Origin of the sequence: Niabella agricola (assembly GCF_021538615.1) — a bacterium.
Taxonomy (GTDB): Bacteria; Bacteroidota; Bacteroidia; order Chitinophagales; family Chitinophagaceae; genus Niabella; species Niabella agricola.
The window spans coordinates 2,472,273-2,496,232 of the sequence record NZ_JAJHIZ010000003.1; the positions used below are offsets into that span (position 1 = coordinate 2,472,273).

A 23,960-nucleotide genomic window follows, 5' to 3' on the forward strand; every position below is an offset into this window, starting at 1 on the left:
AATCAAGCGCCCTTTTTTATCCTTCCCATCCAGATCCAATCTCGCGGGTTAAAATTTATTTTAAAAAATCCGGCACTTTACGGTTTTCCGTAAAAAACGGCTTTGCCGGCACCCTATTTTTGATGCATGGCAAGAGGATATTACGACCCCTGGAAGAAGAAATCAAAAAGCGGTATGCGCATTTTGAATAGCGCTTTCAAAACAAGTTATAAAATCGGGAAGGCTATTGCCAAAAAGCCGGCAAAACCGAAAAGATATGCTGTTTCAAACAGAGCCCCACAGGGTTGTATCCTATTTCTTTTTTTCTTAACCGGTATTTCGTTGTTCATGCTCCTGGTAATTTTTCAGATTAACTAAAACTTAAATCATGCCATTTAAAAAAATCATTTTATTCCTGATCTTGTTCAATGCTTTTGGTGCCACGCCTATGCATGCCCAGACCCGGAAAAAAGCCACCACCCAGAAAACCGTAACGGCCAAAAAAGCCAAGCCCCGTAAAACAAAAAGCATTGCCTCCGATGACGGGGAATATTATAACGGCCATAAAATTTATACCGGGCCCCGTGGCGGGCGCTATTATATCAACCGCAACGGAAACAAAACCTATATCTGATCACACAAAAACAATCACAATGGCAACAAACAAACTATTTCCGGCATTATTGATTTTCGGCCTCCTCTTTTTTATAAGACAGGACCTTTCTGCTCAAAAAAAATACGCAGGAAAACGTCACACCACCAGTCATGGCGGACATTACTCTGCTGGCCGGGGCAGCGCTCACAAAGGGGGGCATTACCGCAATGTGCATACCGCGCATCATTATGGGCGCCATCGCCGCTAAAGCAAGCAACCAAAATCCACATATAATGGCAACCAGGAAGAGCGCTGCACCCGCATGTAACTGCGGTCGTTGTTAACCTGTGATAATACCTTTAAATCAGAATGCCGATTAAATTTTAAAACATTCCGGTACCTAACAGCAACAAATAAAGCCGTTGATCTATCCGTTGCTAACGGACTGAAAAACCACCCATTTTTTATAACAGGTTACACAGTCCGAAAATGAAATCATTTCTTTTAGCCGTTTTGGTGCTCAACAGCAGTTGTACCAACCGAACCGTATACATCTGCGACAGCAACACGGCTACCCGGTATCACTACAACGCACATTGCAGGGGATTAAAAAACTGCAATTACCGGATCATTGAAACAACCTTAGACAGTGCAGAGCAAAACAACCGGACGCTTTGCCGGTGGGAGGAATAGTGCCCGGCACAACAACACAGGCTTAAAACAAATTTTGTAATGAAACGCTTTTTTAATACCAGCGCAAAAAAGATCAGGCAGTACTTCAACTTCCGCCGGCCGGTATTCTGCCACCTGGATTATATGGACCTGGTTTTAGAAAATAAACGGTTATTACTGATCAGCTGGAAAACAGCGTACGCCAACAGGCTGTATATCCGCCCGGGTAACCATTCGGATGGCCGCGCCGCAGGCGCTGCCGTTTACCAGTTACCCTCCGGCACCAGCAGGGTCCAGATCGTGCTTAAGAATATATGGCGTTCAGGCAAAAAGGTCATCGATCTCAAAAATATACCGTTGGATCCGGAAACGCGCCGGTACCTGGATGCCTATTTTTCAAATGAGCCGCCTTTCGATGTCTGCTTTACACCGCCTGTATTTACAAATAGCACGATCCGACTGAAACCATTACTGCCCTCGCTTCTGCTACATCCCCAAATACGGAGTTTTCATATTTCCTTTCAACCTTCTCAATTTAACGACTATGTCTCGTGACTTTTATCAAAGCCCCAAATCTTCGCGCATCATGCGTCTTTTTTGGAAAGCAGCTGGTGCCGACCGCTATATCCTGGAACGAAGCACCTACGGCGACCAGGTTAAATACCTGTGCCTCGGAGGTATCATTGTTGCAACCGGTCTGATGGCGGGCCTGGCAGGCGGCTATGCCTTCTATACCATCTTCGAACCGAGGGGCAACGCTATTGATTCATTTAAAACAACGGCCGCCATTGGAGGAAGTCATGACGTTACCGATCTCCCAACCATGCTAAAAGCCATCGTGTTCGGTATCATTTGGGGATTGATCATCTTTAATATCGACCGGTTTATTATTTCCAGCACCGGAAAAGGTGATGGCACCGAAGACATTACGGGCAAAGAGCTCAAAGGGGCGTTGCCCCGTTTGCTGATGGGTGCCATCATAGCTATGACGATTTCCAAACCCGTAGAGATCCGGATGTTTAAAACAGAAATCGATATCAAACTGCATGAAAAGCAGATTGAACAGCAGCAGATCTACAAGGCCAAAACAGACTCTGTATTTAATAGTGAACTTGCCAAAAAGGATAAGGAGATTGAAAAAATAGAAGCGGAGCTAAGCAGTAAGCGGAGCCGGTATCAAACCCTTGAACAAAACTATATTGAAGAAGCACGCTTGGTTACGGTTGGCCCCCGTGCCCTAGCTATCAAGCAGCAAATGGATGGACTTGCGGCAGAAATAAAAACGCTGGAAGCCAACCCCGATTACCTGCGTGTAAAAAAAGAAAAAGCAGCCATTGAAGACCGGCGCACTGCGGCCCTGAACCAGAGTGAAAAATACGCCGCCGGGCTGGATGGCCTGCTGGAACGTATAAAAATCGGTCACGAAATATCGGGGCCCGCAATCTCCTGGTTTATTACGCTTCTTTTTATGGCCATTGAGCTAACCCCTATTTTCTTTAAACTAATGCTGATCAAAAGTCCTTACGACTATATGGAAGAGAATATCAAAGAGCTGATCAAAGCGGAAAGCGGCATTGAAATACAACATAATTATTACCAGGACAAACAAGGGCATGAAAGAGATAAGGTAGTTCAGCACCAGGTGATCCGGTTGCTAAAAGAAAAAATTGCCCTGCTGGAAGCCCAAAGCCAGTTAAGTGAAGCGGCACTTGCACACTGGAAAGAAAAAAAGAAAGAAAGCATCGCGGCCAATCCAGAAGCCTTTGTAACCGAAACTCCGGTATCGCATAATGAGGTAACATCATGAGTAACGGCAGCAAACCGCGCAGCATTGCATCCCAAAGAAGCTTCGTAAAGTTACTGGGGGCAGAATACGATCTGATGCGCAGCTCGGGCATATTAAAGCGTTTTTATGTGGCCGCGCTGCTCATCGTTATGATCCTGTTGCTCACTTGCCTCAGCATCTTTTATGCCATTGAGCTATTATTTCATTCCGTTGCTGTGGAAATCGCGCTCGCCCTGTTTTTCTCGTTGCTGTTTATCTGTATCTACATTTTCCTGCTGAACACCTTTTCCAAAGAAGACCGGAAGCAAAAAAAGAAGTTGAACTGCTCAGATTTTATACGGATCGGGTTTATTGCATTTATGGGGTTCCTGATCGCACAGCCCCTGATCATCCTGCTCTATGCAGCTCCGCTTTCCGCAGACGTAGCCCGCTACAAGGAACAACTGTTAAAAACACATCGCACCCAGATCATCGGGCTGACAGAAAAAGAAACGAAAAAACTGGTCACCCGGTACCATTATTACCAACAGCAAAAGCAACGGTCCCAAACCACCACCTACGATGAGCAGATCGACAGGATCGATCGCAGCCTACAGGTAATGCAGGCCAAAGCCCGGGCACTTGAATTTACAGCTACCCATACCATCGCCGCCAACAGCTTCTTCCTGTACCGGATAAAAAAGGTAAATGGTGGCTATGCGTTCTCTTGGTTATGGGCCATTATTATTGTAGCGCTCTTTATGCTTCCAGCCCTGCTCATTTATGCCATCTCCGGTGAAGACCATTACTACCAGCAAAAAAAAGCGCTTGAACGAAAACTGATCACAGATGCCTACCATGCTTTTACCGAGCACTACAAAAAATTATGGCAGCACTCCGTTACCATTTTTTCCCGGTACATCGACCCTCCTTTTAATACCATTCGCAGAAAGCCACCAGTTTCCGGCAACACGAATGATTTTATTCAAAAGTACATTGACAACAGATAACAATCCGAACTGCAATGGACTACAAGAAGGACTATTACCGCATATTGGATGTACCGGAGCTGGCCACACCGGAAGAACTCCGTGCTTCCTACCGGCGCCTCGCCAAACGCTATCATCCCGATAAAAATCCCGATAACCCCGAAGCAGGGGAGCACTTTAAGAGCATCAATGAGGCCTATGAAATCCTGGGCGATCCAACAACCCGTTCCGTTTATGACAGCTACCGGACTCGTCAAAAACAGGAAGGGACATCACAGGCTCCCCTTAATACCGGCAACGCAACCCATACCCGGAATCCGCACCAGGAAACAAAGACCCGTACTTATACCGTTACCCGTGAACGAAAAATTTATGTGCGCGGCCGCATTGAAGCTAAATTCCAGGGAATGCCGGATCTTGTTAAACAGGAGGCGGGACAATGGGAAACCCATTTTACGATTGCTCCCACAGAAATACTGGTAACGCTTTCCGACCCGGATATCTATGCAAAAGAAGCTCCCGAGGAGTACCAGCGGATGTATTCTGGTACCGATCTGTTCACAACTCCCATTGAACAACCGGTTCGCTGCAAGATTGTAACAGCAGGCCAGGAAGCCTATTACCAACTCGATCTTTATGACATCCGGATAAAAGATCCGCTGTTAGACGGAATTACAAAACACGAGCAATACAGTTTCGGAACCCTGCGTGGAGAATTGTTTGCCTATGTACTGCACCGCTATGAAGAGCTGGTTACAGAAACCTATACAACTTGTATGGGTGCCACCGGGCGTGTTGAAACAAAAACAGAAAACGGGCAGCTCTTTACAAGAGAAGAACAATACGCCGCCAATTGCAGCACTTACTGGACCGAATGGCGGCGGATTCCCCCAGAAAAACGGCACCACACTTACTCAGAAAAAATCAAACCTGCTTATGTTTCCCAACATCCGCAGGATTCCGGTTGGTGGTGGCTCCTTATCTTATTGCTTGCAGGTATGATCTGGCCGCCGTTATTATGGATCCTGCTGGCAGTTGCAGGGGTGCTGTTGCTGCCACTACTGCTCGTATGGCTGACCGAAAAAGCGGGCAAGGGATCCCATTGGGTGCTTGCATTTCTATTAGGCATCATCTTTCTGTTAACCATCGGTGCCATGCTTCAAAAACCGGCCCGTCACCCATCGCCTGGTTCCCACACCAGGATGGATAGTATCCGTTCAAAAAAAGAGATTATTAAATATCCGGATATGCAGGCAGATACCCTCATCACCCATTTGCTTCGCTGGCAGGATCGCAACGACAGTCTATATACCATACGGCTTTCGGTACCATCATCCGAACTACACCGGTCTGCCATGGCCCACCGGCAGATGGATGAACCACAATATGCCTCGCAGGGCATTGGCTCCGTATATGCGCATATGCTGGCTACAGATAATGATGCCATCCAACCTGCAGCAACGGCATTCCGTGATCTGGCAAAGGCAAAAAAGCTCAACAGGCAACAAACAGCATCCATGATCGTATCCTGTATCCAGTCCATCCCCTATTCGCTGATCGTAGACCAGTCCTGTTCCGCCCGCTATAACGACGCCTATATCAACCAGTACCTTGCATCCTGCAAAACGGATTGTTGTAAAGGCCACTCAAAATTCGGTGTGCAATCCCCCCTTGAGTTTCTGGGCGATCTGAAAGGAGATTGTGATACCCGCGCACTATTTCTTTATAGCATACTGGGGCAGTTAGGATACCCGGTAGCGTTGATGACCAGCAATTACTACAAACATGCGCTTATTGCGGTAGCCCTAGACAGGCCTTTACCCGATAACGCCAGGGCTGTTTACACTGGCGGGAAGCGCTACTACCTGTGGGAAACCACTTCTAAAAAATTTGGACCGGGAGAGCTGCCCGCATCCCTGTCCAATCTTCACCATTGGAATATTACCCTTATTCAATAAAATCAAGATCATCATGAACAATTTTTTACCGGCACATATGGTATTTGCTTTGTTAGTGTTGCTGTTTCAAACCTATATCCTTTTTTACATCACGTTGTTTTTAATGCGGCGTCTGAAGATGCTGAAGTTGCCATACAATGGTATGGATCATGCAGAACTGTTGATTGCAGTTACTGTTATCCTTGGAGTTATGTTTCTCTCTGTAGCCAATGCGCCCGGACTCTTTCAGGCGGCAGGGTCCTTTAGCGATAGGTACCCTTCTATCGGGAAACCTCTGCTGTTGTATGTTCTCCGTTTTTTTATCGTGATACTGCTCTTTAGTAGCCTGTATATTGTACTGAGTTTTGTAAATCTCCGCGTTTTATTCCGGCGTTACTACCCCGAACCGGGTATGACCGTTAGTCTGCTCATTGCCACGGTAACCATTGGCATTGCTCTGGTTTGCTGGTTTACCTGTGGCGCCATTATTGATCAAATGACGCCTCAATTCATCAATTTCCGGTAACTACCGATTCCGGCGCAATGGGCGGCGCTTGCTACATCGATGTATGACCGATTATAAAATGCCCGGCTAGAGGAGCTTCGTATATTCGCAGCGTTAAACAGCGGCTAAATAAATCTCAATCCGCTCCTTGTTCTTGCCCTGGGTTTTCCGCTTCAGCGTCAGTTGTCCTAACTCCCCGGTACGTTTAATATGGGTACCGCCACAGTGTACCTGGCCAAAACCCCGGATGCGCCAGCACCGGATTTCTGCGGCCTCGTCTACAAACAGGCTTTCAATGGGCAGATCGGCGATGATGAGCTTCCGGAGGCGCTGCTCCAGTAAAGGAAAGGTTTCTGAAATATCCCGTTCCCATATAAAATCCACACGGGATTTTTCGCTGGTGATATTGGCACCAAACTTAACCGGGCGGTCGTAATGCTGGTTCATGAGTTCCAGTACCAGCTCCGCAGCAAAATGCAACTTCATGATCCGGGAGCGCTTTTCCCAGTTTATCTCCAGCTCCACTTCCTTGCCCACAAACAGTCCATCCGCCCGCTCCACGGTATAAAAGATAGCTGTCCCCGATTTCCGGGGATCCACAATCTTTATTCCATCCACTGTGGCGTCGTCTGATTGCTGTCCGCCAGCAAAACTGTAAACGATCGTTTCCGTCAGCGTAATCACCTGGTCTTCCATTGAGGTTATGGTTGTAACCAGGCAGGTTAAATAAGGGTCTTCCCAAAATATTTTTTTGCATGCATCCGTATCGGTGTTTTTAAATGGCTTTGTAACACAGCAGCAGTTGTCTGGCGGCACAAAGCGCCATAAAATTTAGCGGGTAAATTTAGCGTTCTTTTGCGGTATCTTGCGTGTTGAATTTTCAGGAGCGGCTCCGGCCTTCAATCATTCCTGCGCACCATTTGTGAAATTTTAAAATCCCCACCGCCGCTGTATGCCTTCTTTATAGGAACGCCGGCTGTCAATTTTATTTAACGTAATTCATACTTCACAGGCGGTAGCCTTGCAACGCTTCATCCGTATAAATATTCCTGATTCGCAATCGGCGCCACTCAGCTATAGGCACCCCTATTTACAGGAGTTGTAACCAAACACGATTTCTGCACGGAAGCAGGCTCGTTATATGCAGTCAATTAAAAATATATCTTTTTTACATCAGTTTTCTGGATGAAGGCTGAATGCAAACCGAGGCATTGGTTTTGTTCCGGGCACCCCTCAATTGTTATAAAACCGATAAAATAACCGACCTAATTGTGACCATCTAATTCTTCGAATACCTACCTTTGTGTGTAGGTATCCCTCGAAAATGATCTATCTAAACTAACCATTTATGACAAAAGATGAATTTTTAACTGCCAACCAGGCCGAACAGCTAAAGGTTATTAAGACTGCCAAAGTCATCTGGGAAAAGAAGGAGGAGCATCGTATTATGACGCTCTATAAACTGTCTGGGCTTTATATCCAGGCCTGCGTTTCTAAAATGGAGCAAACCATCCAGTTCGACTGCTTCGGAAATCAATAACTCCGTAAACAGGCACTAAGATCAACAGTTCGCCGTTTCCGGTCCGGTTGCCCGGTGCTGCTGCTCCCGGTCGGAAACGCCTGCTCATCTGCATCATGAATGCCGCGTCCCTCTTTAAAGCGTACCACTAAGAAATAGGTACATCTGATGCTTTTATTGTAATCCTCGGGAACCTCAGATCTGATCCTGGTCATTGGCGAATTCCACAGTTGATTGATCTGCGTCCATAATATACGAACCTCCCCAATATTACCAGCTTTTTCTATTCCGTAATGTAGAACTCAATATTGTATTCCGTTTCACCCAGGTAGCCGTATTTACCAAAAACCACGGTCTTGGTTTCTTCACTGGCATCATCTGCATGACGATTGTTGAGCAATAATTTTTTACCGCCATAAGTGGCTTTAATGGTATATTTTCCAATGGGCACGTCTTTCGCCATAAAGGTGCCGGCCATGTCCTCTACAGACCGTTCAAACGAAGCTGCTGCGGTTCCGTCTATAAGAAGGGTCTCTCCTGGAAAAGGCGTAAAAGACACTTTTACTTTTGTAAGGTCCAGATCTGTACCAAACGTATACAGATCCACATGCGCCCCGTAGAAACCGGTACCACCCGGCCGAGGGCCATTGAGCTTCCATTTAAAATTCCGCACGGCCCCGCTTGCTTGATTAAAGGCGCCGGTTTGCTCCGGCTCCAGGTCAAATTGATAGGTTTGCCCGTAGGCTGTTTTTGTAAGTTGAGCCTTGGCCGTCCAGTCGCCGGCCGGATCACCGGGCAGGGATACCTGGTACCGCCCTTCATTGTTGCTGGTGGCCAAAAGATAGCTGTTATACCATACGGTATGCTCGATGGTAATGCGGGCGTTTTTTACGGGATTGTTTTTGACATCAGTGATCCGGCCCTGCACCCGGCCTTTTTCCGGTCCGGGCGCTTCTGGGTTTTGATCCGTTTTACTGCAGGCCATTAAAACGCTGCCGTATGCAAACAGCAGAATGGGGTATATCTTTCTTTTCATTTGATTGGTTTTTGATTTTTATTTTTACAGATTCGCTCAGGCTGCTTTTGAAACAGGAGCTTCCGGCCCGGCTATCCGTGTGGCCGGATCCTCTTTGGGTAAGGCGATCTGAACCGATAAGATGTACCTGAAATAGTAGGCCACCACCAGCGCAGCGGGAAGGCTGATGGATAGCCAGGTAGCCATATCCTTTGCAATGCCCGGTAAATTTTTGTAATACAGCAGGTGGGCCCCCAGCCCGATCACGATGCCCGCCACCGCTGCCAGCAAATAACCCAGGATGCACTGTACCACCCATTTTGCCGGGGATTGTACCAGCGGCCTTAGCTGCAGGGCATTGATGATGCCGATGGACAGGAACATGAATAAGATATCGAAGGGAACGTACAGGGTATAATAGCCCAGCCAGAATACCCAGGGCGTAACCCATAAATACGGCCAAACGGAAAAGGGCTTTTGCTTTCCTGCAACCTGAAACACCCGGTTCTGCATACGCACCAGTAAGTACACAAATGCAAATACAGACAATGTGTGCATTATAAACTGCGGGGTGGTTAACAGTTTACCATGATCGCCGGTAAAACCATGCGCAACAAGCGGATGCAACAATCCCAATGCACCACAGTAAACGGCGATATTGCCGGTTACCCAACTTTTTAAAAATGTTTTCTTTACTGATTTCATAATTTTGTGATTGATACTGCAAAGTACCCTCCTTGTTCAGGCAGGAAAAAGGGTATTTTCTGCCCAAAACGATATATTTTACGCCATGGGTTTACAGGGAACGGTGATTCGCTCTATTTTTCAAACGGCTGCTTCATTTGGAGCAGCATTCGATCCGCTTTGCCAGGCATCCGGCATCAACCCTGAAGAAATCAGCGATTCGGAACATATGGTAGAATGGGAAAAGGCGGCGCTTGTATGGGTGCCGCTCTTAAAGCTGTCGGAAGATCCGCTGATCGGCCTGCATGTAGGCATGGGTACCCATAAACTGCTTCATGGGATGATTGGTTTTTTGATCCAAAGCTGTAAAGATATTGACCAGTGTATCCAGATGCTGTGCCGCTACGGCTCTATGGCTTCGCCGATGGTCGAATACCGGTATACCGTTAATGAAACGGCAACCCTGGAGATGGCACAACACCAGATGTGGCTGAAGAAACACCCGGAACCGGCCCGGCACGCCAATGATTTTTTATTCGCCGCCGTTATGAATACCTGTGGTGCTTTGGCAGGGAAACGCATCGTTCCCCTGCGGATTGAACTGGCTTATAAAATGCGGAATATTTCCGAGTACCGGAACTTTTTTGGCTGCGAAGTGCTTTTTAATAAAGAAGCCAACCGTATTATCCTGAAGAAAGAAACCATCGCAACCCCGGTGCTCACCAGTGATCAGTCTATGTTTGAATTATTTAATTCCATTATGGCGGATAAGCAGGCTTTACTGGCTTCAAACCGAACAGCAGAAAACTTAAGACAGGTATTGTTTATGCAGTTCAAAGGGCGGATTCCCACCATTGAAGAAGCCGCCAGGGCATTGAATATGACCGTCCGCCATTTGCAACGCAGGCTTCTTCAGGAGCAAACCAGCTTTCGCGATGTTGCAGGTTCTATTCGAAAAGAGATCGCCATCCAACTGATGCAAAACCCGGCCATAAAAATCTCGGAGGTTTCCGATATCCTGGGTTATTCCGATCTTACAGCGTTCCGGAAAGCCTTTAAATCCTGGACGAATACCACACCCCGGGCACTCAGAAAGGCAGGTGTAGATTGACGTTCTATCCGGCTTCTTACAGATGTTATAGCCATAACATTATATTGCCGACCGGGATTCAAATAAACCCGGCAGCTGTTTCCGGATATCCATACTGTATTTCCGGTATTCCTCGTCCAGTTCATTCAGCCGTTCCAGTTCCTCTTCCGAAAGATACACGGGAATTTCATTTAAGGGCACGTTTAAAAAACCCTTCGTTACCCTGGCAATTATCTGGAACGCTGCGGTAATAATGCGCGCGCATTTTTTTGCTCCCAGCTTATCCAGACAGCGTTTTGCATGGGCAAAATAAGCATTACCGCCACTACAGAAAAAATGAAGAAAGCCGCCCCGCTGCATTTCTTTTTCTAATTTCCAAAGAGCAACCAAGTCCTGTTCGTTTTCGGTTAGTTGCGTCCGGCCAGTCGCCCCGGCATGGATAAGAATAGCGGAAACCAGTTCTTTGAGCTGATCCCATTCCTGGTCTTGTATTTTTGAACTCGTCATTTGAAGATTTTAGAGTTTAGTACTGTGCTTCCGCACTAAGCGTGCGAGCGCTGTTTAGAACGTGTTTTCGGGGTACCACTAAAAATCTGCCAACTGAATGTTACACAGCAGGATCGGCCGGTATGCCGGCAAAAATCTGCCTGCAGGCTTTTTGCGACCAAATAAAATAAGGTCAACTGTTTTTGTAAAGAGACGGATGCATGGTGTTCCTTTCCAGGATCAACTCCCAGGGGTGAACCCCGGGTTCGGAATATACATCTTGGATGTAATATTTTTGCTTGTTAAGAAGGGAGGCAGAAATGCGGCAGCAAAAAATAAGAAGGGGAAAGAATAAATGCTATTGTATAGTAGATATTATAACCGATCCTACCTTAAGTGATGGAGAATTTATACCTTATCTTTGTGAAGATACGACTTTTTTCCGGTAACCGGTGCTTTCCAACCGGTTATTTTAAAAGCGGTAGCTTTAAACTCTGCGCTTCAACTCTTTAATGCAGAAAAAAAAGGGTTAACCAATTCAACGTAACGCTGCCGTTCCAATACAGGGGCTGGAAGCCGGAGCATTAAATTAAACAGCACGTCCGGCCTGTTTTTAGTAGGTGTTGAAAAAGGCTTTCAGCTTATCGAGTGGTATTTTATCCGGCCGGTCGCATAAATCAACATGAACGGCGCTGGGAACGGTCGTGAGCTCTTTGAGCCCGGCAGCATGCTTGTAAGCGGCTTCTGAAAAATAACGGGAATACGCCTTTCACCGGCGATCGGTAAAACCGCAGTTTTATGACCAGACATCCTGGTGCGTTTTGAAAATTTATTGAATGCCTATTTCCGGTCTGCCATTGGTTGCCCGGTGTGCGGAAGCCCTGCATCTTTCACCCAATTTGATCTGTCGAAAACCATTAATGAGATTGCAACCGAGTTGGGTTTTAAATACCAGCAGCATTTTACAGGACTGTTTAAACAAAAACGGCGTACCGCCCAATGCATTCAGAAACCTGAACTAACCGGTGGCTCCTGTAAAACGGTCATTATTTCTCGTTCCGCAAATAGATATTTCCAAATTTGGAACTCAACTCGTACACCGGCCCACTGCCGGGTATAGCGGTGATGGACGTGTAGAAGGACCGTTCTTCTTTTTCAGTTGGTTTCAGGTTAAAATCGGAATAGATCTTTCCAAAATGGTTGGTCAGCTTAATTTTCCCAACATTCGATTCCTTTAGCCGGGCATCTATTTTTCCAAACTCGGTTTGCACGGTCAACGGGCCGGCATAATGCTGTACTTCCACCAATCCAAACTTTGATTTGATTTGTATATAATCCTTTACAGGCAACACCACTTCAACCTCAATCGCTACATTGTTGGTTGTATACGAACTGATCTTTTCATTTTTATGCGCGTTCCTATAATTTTCAAAATCTGCCTGGCTTTCAAAATGTTTTTTTATTCCATCTACCTCTATGTAGTATTGCTTATCAATATGCCTGAAATCAATGGTATCCCGGATGACCAGTTTTCCGTCAACGGTTTGATCCAGCAATTCAAAACGGTCATTCTGCTTATTGTCATTGATATTAACCGTTGCTTTTACATAGATTTCATCTTTATTCCAGCTGCTGATCTTTACTTTTGGAAAATCGAACTGTAAGAGCACCGGCTGTTCTTTTGAGGTTTTGTATGTTTTTTCAATGACCCTTTGCGCAAACAAAAGTTCTGTAATACCTGTTAATAACAGGCAAAGCAATACCTTCTTCATAACGGTATGAATTTTAAAAAGAGAGCAATAAATAAAAAACGGGATTCGTTGATGCGGCTATTGACCGGGTTTAGTTTTTACGCAGGTAGATCTTTCCATAACCGGTTTTTAAAATCAGGTCAACACCACCGCCATTGAGTGTACCTATGATATCTGTAGACCGGCTCCATTCCTTTAACCCGGTAAGGTCTTCTCCGTCACTGTTTTTTTGCTCTTTCGGGGCCTCTCTCTTGATATCCAGGCCATCGGCTGCATAGATGTTCCCGTTTTTAGAGGAGAGATTGACATTGGCCTTCAAACCGGAGGGAATGCTCACATCTACAAATTTATAGACGGAAACCAGGGATACGGGGCCTTTTACCACGGAAGCAAATATTGCTGTAAGCTCGCCATAAATGGTTTTCGCATTCACAGGGCCTGTAACATTTTGCAGGGAAATGGCATTGTACATGACGCTGATTTCCAGTTCGCCTTTAAAATCTTTGACATCCACCCTTCTTCCGGCATTCATAACATCCGTTGTGGCAACCTTTACGGCCATAGTGTTGGGTACTTTTATGGCAATGGGCTCCTGGGCTCTTTTCCCTACGTAATCTACATCAATCACACCTGCGTTTTCGCGAACGCTTAGATTAAGTCCTGTATTGTCCGTTAAACCGGAACCGGTAACCAGCCTAAGCCCTTCAGCCCGTTCGTCCTTTTCTTCGTTCTTAAGCTGTGGTGCCGAAAAAACAATTTCATTGCCATCGTACCCTTCAATGGTTACACCTGGAATATTCACCTTCAATGTACCGGTCTTTTTAGACAATTTGAATTGCCGGTCCTGCCCGTTGGTTAAAGAAACGAGTGTTATAGATAAAATAATGGTTGCTACTATTCTTTTCATTTTTTAGTATGTGCTTGTTTTTTAAAAATTGGATTCTGATCGAAGCAGTGCCGCATAGGCCTGGTTGCGCACAGCATCGATATTCGTTGGATTTTGAGTGATGGCTAATAGCTGTTGTTTAATTTTTGTAGCTTCATCGGAAGATAGAGAAGCCAGTAATTCCATTTGTACAACCGGGTCGTCCTGCCGGGCAACGGATTGCAAGATGAGCGGTTCAACGGCCGTCGGGTTACCCTGCTTCTTCAGTACTTCCAGGGCGGCCAGGCGTACATTGCTGTTTTCGTCGTTGTTCATCGTATAGGTCAGCCTTTCCAAATCGCTGCCGGACAAGGCGGCACTGCTTTTTCCGCAGGCCAGCACTGCTGCCAGCCGGGTAGATGAGCTTTCGCTTTGCAGCGCTTTTTGCCAGTCATCTGTCGTTGTATTGGAAGCCGCCATTTCGATTGTAGCCCCTATATAAGCCCCTGCATTTTTTTCTGTGCCCGTCCTCACCGGCTTTCTTACAACAGGCTTCTTTCGTTCCGGAACCGGAGCAGCTGTTGCCATTAAAGGCACTGTACCCATCGAATCTTTTTTACCGGCAGGAAGGCCGGGTTTTACGGATGTCGGCTCCGCAGTTTTCGCGATCGGAAGCTCTCCCGTGTTATGCTGCGGAAAAAAAACCACGCTACCGATGATCACTACAATGATTGCCGCCGCAGCGGCCCACCAATACGGAAACCGAAGGACTTTTGCCCGGGGTACCACAACGGATGGCTCCAACCCCAGCCGGGCCTGAATTTTACCCAGTACATCTGAACCCGGTTCCTGATCATCGAAATCATCCCTGTTTTCGGATACAAATTCTTTTAAAATATCTTTTTTCATCTTATACGGTCTCTTTTTGTAGGAGCGACAATATTTTCTTTCTGGCCCGGTGATATTGCGTACGCACGGTTGCATGAGAAATACCCAGGAGTCCGGCAATCTCTTCCTGCGGCAATCCTTCTACTACATACAGGTTCACCACGGTCCGGAATCCTTCCGGCAGGGAATTGATGGCCTTTTTTACTTCTTCCACCCGCCATTCAAAAAGATCTTCATTTTCGGCTTCCTCTTCTATAATATTTTCATGGCACTCTTCAAAAACCAGGATATGCTTTTGCTTGCGTAAATGGCTAATGGCCCTGTTAGCCGCAACCCGCCTTGAAAAACCGCCGAAATGTTCGATTTGCCGGCCTTTCATAATTTCCTGGTAGAGTGCAATAAACACTTCCTGCAGCAAATCTTCCGCCTGGGCAAAATCCGTCACCAAGCGCAGGATCGTGTTGAACACCGCCTTTTTATAACGCCCGTAGAGTTCAGAAAAACAGTCGGCACGGCCTTGCCGGCATCGCTTCATCAGCTCCTGGTCATCTAAGTCCTTTGGTAGTTGCAACACGCTTATACGCTGTTTTCTGTTTTCTTAAACTATTTACGGCTTCCTGTATCTAAGGCGCGGGATGTTTTAAAATGTTGCATAAGTTATAAAAAAATTTACATTACAGCCCCGCTAAAGGTATGCATGGCTTCGATTAAATGTATACGGAATCGGGATGCTCCGGGGTAAAAATATCATTATCAAACATATACAATTCCCGTAACGTTCAGAGGTTTCCAGGATTCCCCGGGTAACAGATCGTAAATAATCCAACTTTGACCGGGGCTTGCAGCCCCAGTTCCTGCAGCAGAGTGCCTTATTGACCGGCTCCAAAATCCTGCTAAAAGCGACGATATAACAGGATCCTGATCTGTAGCCCCTCGCTCAAATAGGTGATTGGCGGCTTTTTCATTAATCAGGACCTTTGACAAACAGGATACCCTTTTTCATTTGTGAAGGAGGTTTATTACTTTGAGAAAACGGGCCCGGATCATGTACTTGAGTCCAGGATTAGCAAATATCAGAAATCGCGGATTTAGGTGAAACGTATCAGCCAGTCCTGTTCAACCTGAAATTTAAACGACCAGCTACCGGCTACAGCCTCCGCGGCCCGGCCGGAAACCGGTGTTGATTCAACTTCCAAAAGCAAAAATAAATTGGTATGAAAAAAATCATTTTCAGTATTGCATGTTTCCTGCTTAACTTTTCGCTTTCCGCCCAGTACCACTACCCGGCTAGCAAAACCGTAGACAGCAGTGATACCTATTGGGATGTAACAGTGAAGGATCCTTATCGCTGGATCGAAAATATAAAAGACAGCACGGTGCTGAACTGGTTTAAAGCTCAGGCCGATTATACCAATGCCCAACTGGCCAGAATACCCGGCCAGGATTTGCTGAAAAACGAGTTTAAGGCGATCGACAAAATAAGGGCCGCTGCTATTTCTCCGGTAGCCAAAGCCGGCGGAAAATATTTTTACCGGAAGCGCCTGCCGGGTGAGCAGGTGGCAAAACTATATTACCGTGAGGGTGAAAAAGGAAAAGAAGTGTTGCTCTTTGACCCGCAACAATATGTAGCCGGAAAAACCTTCGATTACGAACCCGGCGTAAGCGATAACGGCAGCCGGATAGCCATGAACCTGAGCGAAGCGGGCAGTGAGCTGGGCGACCTGCGTATACTGGATGTGGCCACCCAACAATTCCTGGCAGACGTCATACCGCATGCCAGCGGAGGATTTGCCGGCGGCAGCAACACCGATATTTTGTATGGCCAGTATAAAAGTTATGATACCCACGATCCGGAGAATAACCTGAACCTGCCCAACAAACTACACGTAGTGGGCGCCCCTGTAGCCACCGATATCCTGCTGGCCAGTGCTGCCAAATATCCCGAACTGAAATTCGATGCGGCCGATTATCCGAATGTTTCGGTATTTAAAAATGCACCGTGGATGATCCTGGGAAAATATACGGTGGAAAATAACCTGACCCTGTTTTATGCACCGCTGTCTGAACTGAAAAAGGAGCGGATCAACTGGAAGCCGCTCACCACGAAAGCAGACGAAGTACGGCAGTTTTTTGTAAAAGGGAATGACCTCTATTTGCTGACCGTAAAAGGCAACCCCCGGTTTAAGATCATCAAAACCAGCTTCACCGCCCCTGACCTGGATAACGCAACGACCATTGCGGAAGGTGATGAAACGTGGAAAATTTCCAGCGTCAGCCAGGTTAAAGACTACCTGCTCATTAATTTCTCGAAGAACGAGCTGGTATTGCATCCCAAAGTTTATGCGTTTGCCTCCGGTAACCTACAGGAAGCAGGAGTACCCTTAAAAGGCAATATCCTGCTTGGCGCTCTTTCGGAAGACGATAATGAAGCCCTGGTAATCAATACAGGCTGGTCAACGCCCCATAATTTCTATACCTACCAGGTAGCCGGCAAAAAACTGGGCAACGGGCCTTTCCATCTTACCTATAACGGTGCCTATCCTCATCAAAGCGATATAGCCTATGAAGAGGTAGAGGTACCTTCCCACGACGGGGTGCCTGTACCCCTGAGCATTGTATACAATAAAACACTGCTGAAAAAAAATGGTACTAATGGTAGCTTATTGTTGGGTTATGGAGCTTATGGAATCAATGCTTATTTACCGGCATTCCCCGCCAATTACCTGCCTTTGATCAACCGGGGTTTTGTACTGGCCTTTGCGCATATCCGGGGCGGCGGCGAAAAAGGGAACGACTGGTACCTGGCCGGCAAAAAGACCACCAAGCCCAATACCTGGAAGGATTTTAATGCCTGCGCCGACTGGCTGGTAAAGCAGCAATACACTTCTTCCGAAAGGCTGGCCTGCACCGGAGGCAGTGCGGGTGGCATCCTTATCGGCCGGGCTATTACCGAGCGGCCCGGTCTGTACAAAGTGGCCATCCCAAAAGTGGGATGTCTGAATACCCTGCGCTTGGAATTCTCACCCAATGGACCGGTCAATATCCCCGAATTCGGAACCGTAAAGGACTCCGCAGAGTTTAAAGCCCTGCTTGAAATGGATGCCTACCAGCACACCCAAAAAGGCGTGCGGTATCCCGCGCAGCTGATCACCACCGGGTTTAACGATCCGCGGGTAGAAAGCTATATCCCGGCCAAGTTTGCCGCTAATATGCAGGCCAGCAATGCCTCGGCCCACCCGGTGCTCCTATACGTGGATTATAAAGCCGGGCATTTTGGTGGCAGTACATTGGATGAACAGTTCACACAAAGAGCCCGGGAATTTGGTTTTATACTCTGGCAATGCGGCATTTCCGGTTTTCAGCCGGAAAACTGAGTCGTTTTTTTCACATAATAAAACAAAGAATATGCGCAGAAGAAATTTCCTACAATCCACCGGATTATTGCTCGGAGGAAGCGCTTTACTGCCGGCGTTCGCCAAGGATGCTTCGGCACCGGTTGCTTTAAATTCCTGGGATGAGGTAAGGAAACAATTCCTGCTCAATCCCAAATACATACATATGGCGCAAATGCTCCTGGCCTCGCATCCCAAACCGGTGCGGGATGAGATAGAACGGCACCGGAGGTTATTTGATGAAGATCCCGTATTGCACTGGGAAGAACATTTTCAGCAAATAGAAGGGCAGATACAGCGGGTGTCCGCCACTTATCTTCATGCAGCAGATCCGGGGGAGGTAGCGCTTACAGATAGCACCAGCATGGGGTTAGGACTTTTATACACAGGGTTTAAACTGAAGCCTGGAGACGAGATCCTTACTACCACCCATGATCATTATGCCACAGAAAAATCACTGGCCTTTGCGGCTGCCAAAAACGGGGCGTCTATACGAAATATCCGTTTGTACAATGAGCCTGCCGATGCATCGGCTGATGAAATTGTAGACGCCATCGCTAAGGCGGTAAATCCCAATACCAGGATCGTGGCTGTAACCTGGGTACATTCCAGTACGGGGGTAAAATTGCCCATTGCTGCCATCGGTAGCGCAATTCGTGAGATCAATGCCCGGCGTAACAGCGCTCACCACATATATTTTTGTGTGGATGGGGTGCATGCTTTTGGTATCGAAAATATCAATGTGCAGGAACTGGGCTGTGATTTCCTGGCGGCGGGTACGCATAAATGGCTCTTTGGTCCCCGTGGAACCGGTATCTTATGGGGTAAAAAAGAAGCCTGGGATATGGTCATCCCTACAATTCCAACCTTTACCGGACTGGCCTATCCCATGTGGGCAGGGTGGGTGCCCGAAGCGCCCATTCCTTTCGGAGATATTTTTACTCCCGGCGGATTCCATCCTTTCGAGCATCGCTGGTCGCTGCACAAAGCTTTTGAATTCCACCTGCAGATCGGCAAGGAAAAGATCGAACAAAGAACACATCAGCTCAGTACCCTGCTAAAAGAAGGTTTAAAAAGCATTCGGCATATTCAACTCAAAACACCGGTATCGCCCTCCCTGTCGGCTGGTATTAATTGCTTTGAAGTAGCGGGTATGCCGCATGATGAAGTAGTAAAAAGGTTGCTCCGCAAAAATATTATCGCCAGCAGTTCTCCTTACCGGGTTCAATACGTGCGGCTTACTCCCTGCATTATAAACAGCGAGGCCGAAGTAAAAACCTGCCTGGCGGTTTTGGAGAATATCCGGCAGGATTAAAGGCATTATCGCTTTTTGTTCATCTTAAAAAGATTTGCATGAAAAAGATCATGATCGTCCTGCTGCTCCTTGTACTCGTTACAGATATACCCGCCCAGCAAACAACACCGGTACCCGCCGTTATGAAGCAGGACTATATGCAAAAAAGCAGGCGTCAAAAAACCGCCGCATGGATACTACTTGGAGGAGGGGTCGCATTGAGTACCGGGGGAATTATATGGGCGCTGGAAGGCGACTGGTCGTCCAATGACTCCGGGCCGGATATATTATTCTTTACCGGTGTCGCATCGATGCTTGGCAGTATCCCGGTGTTTATAGCCTCGGCAAGAAACAAAAGGAAGGCCAGGCAGCTCGTTGCCGTTATAAAAATGGAACAATACGCGGCATTGCAGCAACACGCACTAACACGGGCGTCTTATCCATCAGCGGGGATACAGTTAAGGCTACCCGTCCGGTGAAGGTATGCCGCTGAACGTTCCCGCGTTGGCGCGCTTTAAAGGTCAGTAATGCACCGGAAGAGCATCCCAGTCTGTTTTTCCTCAAATAGCTTCCACGTCGCTCACCTTGTAGGCATAGATCCAATCCATTTTTTTCTTTTCCAGATTGATAAAATGTTTAAGGAAGATATCTCTAAAGAAGGTAGCAAACAGATTGGCTTTGGATTTAGATTTTCCAATTTTTCTGGCCTGGGCTACAATTTTGGCAACGCGCTTCTCCCGTAATCCCTGGAAAACAGAAAACGCAAGCGCCGGATCTGGATATGTACTCAGGCATTTGGCCAGGACGGCACTGTCTTCCAGGGCAAGCGATGCGCCTTGTCCCGTATGCGGCGAGATGGCATGCGCCGCATCACCGATCAGGCAAATATTGTTTGTATGCCATTTTGCTAATGGCGGCATATCATAGATGGGATAGGCAAATAAATCAGATGTAGCCGTAATGATCTGCTCAATCCTCTTATAGTCTTCTTTATGGAGTTTCAGCAATTCTGTTTTTATTTGATGCTGCAGCCCGGGGTCGATCCTCCTACGATCCGGTTCTTTTTTCTGGTAAAAATTGTTAAACCACCATACCTCGCTCTTGTTGGATGTCGCAAACGCAAAGAATGCCCGCTTCCCGAATGCCATGTTGATGCCTCCGGTTTCATCCTGCCAGCCCGGGATGGCCACGATCGCGCCGGTTGACAGCAGTTCTGTATAGACCGGCTTCGGGCTATGCGGAAACGCAATTTCCCGGCACCGGGAATGGATTCCATCGGCGCCGATCAAAAAATCGAAGTCGCCGGATACCCCATTGGTCGTACGGATACTGATTTTTTTTCCTGACTCTTCGATGGAATCCAGCCGGCAGTCATAGGTGATGGCACAACCTAGGGAATTTAGCCGGTCATGCAATAGCCGGATGATGGCCGAGCGTTTAACCTGAACATTTTCGATCCCATACCGTTCAGATTGATAGGATGTGTCAAGTTTGGCGATACAGGTTCCAGCAGCATTCAGAAACTGCAGGGACCCCGGACAATATTCCTCATAGATCCGGGAAATATCGGCAAGTTCCTTTAGGACATTGAGCCCATTGGGCGATATGCCGATAAATAATCCTTCTTGCATCTGGCTTTCTTTGCGGCTTTCGATGATGCTGACCTCGGCCCCCTGTCCAATAAGTGCTATGGCCAATGCGGGCCCCGCAATCCCTGCACCGACAATTAATACTTTTTTTTCTTTCATTGAATCTTGATTTTTATGACTATTAAATCCGCACAACAGGTGCTATCGACCCCGGCCAGGGGGCAGAAGGACCTTCCCTTTGTTCCGCAGGTTACGTTAAACACAAGCGGGCATTCGAACTTCGTTACAGGCCGCCTACCCTGCCCGTAAGTATGGAAAGCCGGTTACAGGGGCCTTAAAAAAACATTGCCGGCCATGTATGCGAAATAAGTATGGTGGCCCGGTTACCTCTGCAGTAAGTCTTCAACCTTATTTACGGCTGCCCGAACGATTACTTTTATTATCTTTGCAATAGAGTTATTTATTTAGCTAAAAAAGTATCTCTGTCACAAAGATAAAAATATTTTCAATTCATGCGAAAAAAAAACAGCGCACAAAATGACAAGACCGATCGTATACAGGAACTGACCCGGGAGTTTTCTACGTTGACGGTAGTCATGCACCAGTCGATCGCCCATGCTGCAGGGCTGGCGGGCACCGATCATAAATACATCGACCTGCTGCTGAAACACGGAGCAATGACCCCCGGGAAAATTGCGGAACTAAGCGGCTTATCGACAGGGGCCGTTACCGGTATGATTGATCGCCTGGAAAGAGAAAACCTGGTACAGCGGGAAAGAGATGCGGTAGACAGGAGAAAAGTTATCGTAGTATTAAACCGCGAAGCGGCTTTTCAACGGATTGGCCCGGCATTTCAAAACATAATGGCTGAAGCAGAAAAACTATACAGTGCATTCACTGCAACAGAGCTGGATACCGTTCAAAAATACCTGGAAGCAGTCATCGCTTTTACAAAAAAGCAGATCACCGCTTTAAACAAAAAGAAAACAGACCAGACTTCGTAAGATTCAATAAAATTGGAACAGCTTTATTCTTTTCCGCGGGTGCAGCTGTGATACGTGTTTTGTCAAGAGGCAATGATTGAATTTATACATAACGCTTGAGCAAGGTTCATCTAAATAGCTCAGCAAGATGAGCCCTGTTCGCTTCTATTGCCGTTGCTGTTCTTTTTGTTGCTTTTTCTCTTCCTTATTGCGTTGTTTTTCCTGCCGTCTGAAATAGCCCCGGAACAGGAAATTATGCCGCACGGCTTCCATATTCTCGTCCAGTTTGCCGGTGCTGCTTTCCAGGTTCCGGATCGTTTGCTGCAGCTGCCGCGCTGTTGTAGAATCATTCAGCAGTACACCGGCAGGCGATTCGTTACTGTTAAGACGGCCTTTAACATCTGTACTTACCGACTGAAGGTTGCGTGCTACCTGGTTCGCCTGCGTTGCTACTTCCTGCAGCTGGTTCGCGGTATTTCTGAGCCTGCTGAATACAATAGTGTCACTCACCAGGTCGTTGGCCAGCACGCCGGGAGTTTGCAGCCGGGCCGTGTACCCGGTAAGGTCTTTTGTAAACTGCTGGGTGTTGCCGGCCGTTTTATGCAGTATGACCAGGGTACGGTCCAGCTGCTCGTAAATGGATGAATCCTTTATCAGTTTACCCAGCGAGCCTTTGCCCGCAGTAAGATTTTCCATAATATCTTTGAGATTGCCGGTAATGGCCACCAGGTTCTTATTGTTTACCTGCAGCGTATTCATGATCTCATCCGTACTGATACTGGGTTCCACGATGATCACATCACCGTCTTCGATGGGAGCGGTTTGGGCGGTGCCGCCGTCCAGGGCGATGATCTTATTGCCCACCAGTCCGTCGGCGCTTACCCGGGCCTTAACATCTTTGTGAATAAACGGCCGGGCATTCTTATCGATATTCATCAACACTTCGATCCGGCTGTGATCGATGAAGCGGATCGTTTTGATCGTGCCCACTTTTACACCGGAATACCAGATATTATTGCCTTTGGAAAGACCGCCCACATCGTGGAAGATCGCTTTTATCTGCACGGAATCGATAAACGTCTTTTTTTGTCCGCCCAAAATCAGGATGGCGGTGGCAAAAATCGCCAGTCCCAGAACAATGAATATGCCCACCGTAGTAGCTCTTCTTGAATCAGCTGTTTTCATATATTATTGAATAAAGTTATACTCATAAAATTCGCGGATCAGCACTTCGTCAGTACTGAACACATCCTCAAAGTTGCCCTGCCGTATAAACCGTCCTTCTTTCAGTACGGCAATTGTATCGCCCGTGGATTTGGCACAGGTGAGATCATGCGTAATAATGATGGAGCTTGTATTAAACCGATGCTGCACTTCATTAATCAGGTCATTGATCTCCGTACAAGTGATGGGATCCAGTCCGGCCGTAGGTTCATCATACAACATGATTTCCGGACGAAGTATGAGTGTACGGCCAATGCCGATGCGCTTGCGCTGTCCGCCGGACAGCTCGGCCGGCATCTGGTCGATGGTATGTGAAAGCCCGATGGCATCCAGCACCATTTCTACGCGTTTATCGCGCTCCTTTCGGCTCATGCCCGGTTCGTTCCGCTTCAGCGGAAAGGCCAGGTTTTCGCCTACCGTCATGCTGTCATACAATGCCCCATTCTGAAAACAGAAACCTGTTTTCAGGCGCAGGGCGCGCAGCGCGTGGGCATTCAGTTCCGGCACTTCCTGTCCCAGTACACTTACCGTGCCGGCATCCGGATGCAGCAGTCCGACGATCACTTTTATCAGGACAGACTTACCCGTTCCGGAACGTCCCAGCACCACAATGTTCTCCCCGCGGTGCAGATCCAGGTCTACCCCACGTAGTACATGATTGCTGCCAAACGATTTGTACAGACCTCTGATGGAGATCACTGTTTGCTGTCTGTCGATATTGGGTATAAAAGATTTCAT

General features: G+C 47.2%; 26 protein-coding genes. 14 read left to right on the forward strand and 12 right to left on the reverse strand.

The annotated features are described in order from the left end of the window. Positions 1-367: 367 nt before the first annotated feature. From LL912_RS15745 to LL912_RS15780, 8 genes are all read left to right on the forward strand, one after another. The gene (locus LL912_RS15745; RefSeq protein ID WP_235554536.1) at positions 368-613 is read left to right on the forward strand and encodes a hypothetical protein; all 246 of its coding nucleotides are present in this window, start codon (positions 368-370) and stop codon (positions 611-613) included. A 19-nt stretch (positions 614-632) separates the two neighbouring features. Then, positions 633-842, forward strand: coding sequence for a hypothetical protein (locus LL912_RS15750; RefSeq protein ID WP_235554537.1), 210 nt, complete (start codon positions 633-635; stop codon positions 840-842). Between the two features lie 221 nt (positions 843-1,063). Continuing rightward, positions 1,064-1,267, forward strand: a complete 204-nt coding sequence (locus LL912_RS15755) for a hypothetical protein (protein WP_235554538.1) — start codon at positions 1,064-1,066, stop codon at positions 1,265-1,267. A gap of 39 nt (positions 1,268-1,306) precedes the next feature. Next, positions 1,307-1,801: a hypothetical protein gene (locus LL912_RS15760; RefSeq protein WP_235554539.1), complete on the forward strand. Its 495-nt coding sequence runs from the start codon at positions 1,307-1,309 to the stop codon at positions 1,799-1,801. Further along, entirely contained in the window at positions 1,791-3,053 is a 1,263-nt protein-coding gene (locus LL912_RS15765; protein WP_235554540.1) for a DUF4407 domain-containing protein, read from the forward strand. Before LL912_RS15760 ends, LL912_RS15765 begins: the two co-directional genes overlap by 11 nt. Further along, positions 3,050-4,021 carry a DUF4407 domain-containing protein gene (locus tag LL912_RS15770; RefSeq protein WP_235554541.1) on the forward strand — a complete coding sequence of 324 codons (972 nt, stop codon included), beginning with the start codon at positions 3,050-3,052 and terminating at the stop codon, positions 4,019-4,021. The genes LL912_RS15765 and LL912_RS15770 overlap by 4 nt, the downstream gene beginning before the upstream one ends. Before the next feature lie 14 nt (positions 4,022-4,035). Further along, positions 4,036-5,958, forward strand: coding sequence for a J domain-containing protein (locus LL912_RS15775; RefSeq protein WP_235554542.1), 1,923 nt, complete (start codon positions 4,036-4,038; stop codon positions 5,956-5,958). A gap of 13 nt (positions 5,959-5,971) precedes the next feature. Beyond that, positions 5,972-6,463, forward strand: a complete 492-nt coding sequence (locus LL912_RS15780) for a hypothetical protein (RefSeq protein ID WP_235554543.1) — start codon at positions 5,972-5,974, stop codon at positions 6,461-6,463. A 93-nt stretch (positions 6,464-6,556) separates the two neighbouring features. Here the strand turns inward: LL912_RS15780 and LL912_RS15785 are convergent, their stop codons facing one another. Continuing rightward, positions 6,557-7,138, reverse strand: a complete 582-nt coding sequence (locus LL912_RS15785; protein ID WP_235554544.1) for an alanyl-tRNA editing protein — start codon at positions 7,136-7,138, stop codon at positions 6,557-6,559. 652 nt (positions 7,139-7,790) lie between these two features. Between LL912_RS15785 and LL912_RS15790 the strand changes: the two genes are divergently transcribed. Continuing rightward, positions 7,791-7,982 (forward strand): hypothetical protein, encoded by a 192-nt coding sequence (locus tag LL912_RS15790; protein ID WP_235554545.1) that lies wholly within the window; start codon positions 7,791-7,793, stop codon positions 7,980-7,982. On the opposite strand, the gene LL912_RS15795 is transcribed toward LL912_RS15790, so the two are convergent. The 3 genes from LL912_RS15795 to LL912_RS15805 all read right to left on the reverse strand — a co-directional run bounded on the left by LL912_RS15795 (position 7,976) and on the right by LL912_RS15805 (position 9,681). Continuing rightward, positions 7,976-8,176, reverse strand: a complete 201-nt coding sequence (locus LL912_RS15795; RefSeq protein WP_235554546.1) for a hypothetical protein — start codon at positions 8,174-8,176, stop codon at positions 7,976-7,978. The genes LL912_RS15790 and LL912_RS15795 overlap by 7 nt on opposite strands. 68 nt (positions 8,177-8,244) lie before the next feature. Next, entirely contained in the window at positions 8,245-8,997 is a 753-nt protein-coding gene (locus LL912_RS15800; RefSeq protein ID WP_235554547.1) for a carboxypeptidase-like regulatory domain-containing protein, read from the reverse strand. Positions 8,998-9,033: 36 nt separating this feature from the next. Then, positions 9,034-9,681: a hypothetical protein gene (locus tag LL912_RS15805; RefSeq protein ID WP_235554548.1), complete on the reverse strand. Its 648-nt coding sequence runs from the start codon at positions 9,679-9,681 to the stop codon at positions 9,034-9,036. A gap of 85 nt (positions 9,682-9,766) precedes the next feature. Here LL912_RS15805 and LL912_RS15810 point away from each other — a divergent pair, with 85 nt between their 5' ends. Further along, on the forward strand, positions 9,767-10,771 hold the full coding sequence (locus LL912_RS15810) for an AraC family transcriptional regulator (protein WP_235554549.1): 1,005 nt from the start codon (positions 9,767-9,769) through the stop codon (positions 10,769-10,771). 39 nt (positions 10,772-10,810) lie between these two features. Here the strand turns inward: LL912_RS15810 and LL912_RS15815 are convergent, their stop codons facing one another. From LL912_RS15815 to LL912_RS15835, 5 genes are all read right to left on the reverse strand, one after another. Continuing rightward, a complete protein-coding gene (locus LL912_RS15815) occupies positions 10,811-11,257 on the reverse strand; it encodes a DMP19 family protein (protein WP_235554550.1) in 447 nt (148 codons plus the stop codon). Positions 11,258-12,282: 1,025 nt separating this feature from the next. Continuing rightward, positions 12,283-13,008, reverse strand: a complete 726-nt coding sequence (locus LL912_RS15820) for a DUF4097 family beta strand repeat-containing protein (RefSeq protein ID WP_235554551.1) — start codon at positions 13,006-13,008, stop codon at positions 12,283-12,285. Positions 13,009-13,078: 70 nt separating this feature from the next. Next, complete coding sequence (locus LL912_RS15825; protein ID WP_235554552.1) at positions 13,079-13,894, reverse strand: DUF4097 family beta strand repeat-containing protein; 816 nt, start codon at positions 13,892-13,894, stop codon at positions 13,079-13,081. A 21-nt stretch (positions 13,895-13,915) separates the two neighbouring features. Continuing rightward, positions 13,916-14,761, reverse strand: coding sequence for a HEAT repeat domain-containing protein (locus LL912_RS15830; RefSeq protein ID WP_235554553.1), 846 nt, complete (start codon positions 14,759-14,761; stop codon positions 13,916-13,918). A gap of 1 nt (position 14,762) precedes the next feature. Continuing rightward, the gene (locus tag LL912_RS15835) at positions 14,763-15,314 is read right to left on the reverse strand and encodes an RNA polymerase sigma factor (protein WP_235554554.1); all 552 of its coding nucleotides are present in this window, start codon (positions 15,312-15,314) and stop codon (positions 14,763-14,765) included. A 640-nt stretch (positions 15,315-15,954) separates the two neighbouring features. On the opposite strand from LL912_RS15835, the gene LL912_RS15840 reads away from it, so the two are divergent. The 3 genes from LL912_RS15840 to LL912_RS15850 are packed head-to-tail and all read left to right on the forward strand — an operon-like array spanning position 15,955 to position 19,905. Next, positions 15,955-18,114, forward strand: coding sequence for a prolyl oligopeptidase family serine peptidase (locus LL912_RS15840; protein ID WP_235554555.1), 2,160 nt, complete (start codon positions 15,955-15,957; stop codon positions 18,112-18,114). 31 nt (positions 18,115-18,145) lie between these two features. Then, complete coding sequence (locus LL912_RS15845) at positions 18,146-19,447, forward strand: aminotransferase class V-fold PLP-dependent enzyme (protein WP_235554556.1); 1,302 nt, start codon at positions 18,146-18,148, stop codon at positions 19,445-19,447. Between the two features lie 38 nt (positions 19,448-19,485). After that, the gene (locus LL912_RS15850; RefSeq protein ID WP_235554557.1) at positions 19,486-19,905 is read left to right on the forward strand and encodes a hypothetical protein; all 420 of its coding nucleotides are present in this window, start codon (positions 19,486-19,488) and stop codon (positions 19,903-19,905) included. Positions 19,906-19,986: 81 nt separating this feature from the next. Here LL912_RS15850 and LL912_RS15855 read toward each other — a convergent pair whose 3' ends face one another. Further along, on the reverse strand, positions 19,987-21,174 hold the full coding sequence (locus tag LL912_RS15855; RefSeq protein ID WP_235554558.1) for an FAD-dependent oxidoreductase: 1,188 nt from the start codon (positions 21,172-21,174) through the stop codon (positions 19,987-19,989). 353 nt (positions 21,175-21,527) lie between these two features. Here LL912_RS15855 and LL912_RS15860 point away from each other — a divergent pair, with 353 nt between their 5' ends. Continuing rightward, on the forward strand, positions 21,528-22,019 hold the full coding sequence (locus LL912_RS15860; protein WP_235554559.1) for a MarR family winged helix-turn-helix transcriptional regulator: 492 nt from the start codon (positions 21,528-21,530) through the stop codon (positions 22,017-22,019). Between the two features lie 144 nt (positions 22,020-22,163). On the opposite strand, the gene LL912_RS15865 is transcribed toward LL912_RS15860, so the two are convergent. Together LL912_RS15865 and LL912_RS15870 are read right to left on the reverse strand one after the other, a co-directional pair. Continuing rightward, the gene (locus LL912_RS15865; RefSeq protein ID WP_235554560.1) at positions 22,164-23,183 is read right to left on the reverse strand and encodes an MlaD family protein; all 1,020 of its coding nucleotides are present in this window, start codon (positions 23,181-23,183) and stop codon (positions 22,164-22,166) included. 3 nt (positions 23,184-23,186) lie between these two features. Further along, the gene (locus LL912_RS15870) at positions 23,187-23,960 is read right to left on the reverse strand and encodes an ABC transporter ATP-binding protein (protein WP_235554561.1); all 774 of its coding nucleotides are present in this window, start codon (positions 23,958-23,960) and stop codon (positions 23,187-23,189) included.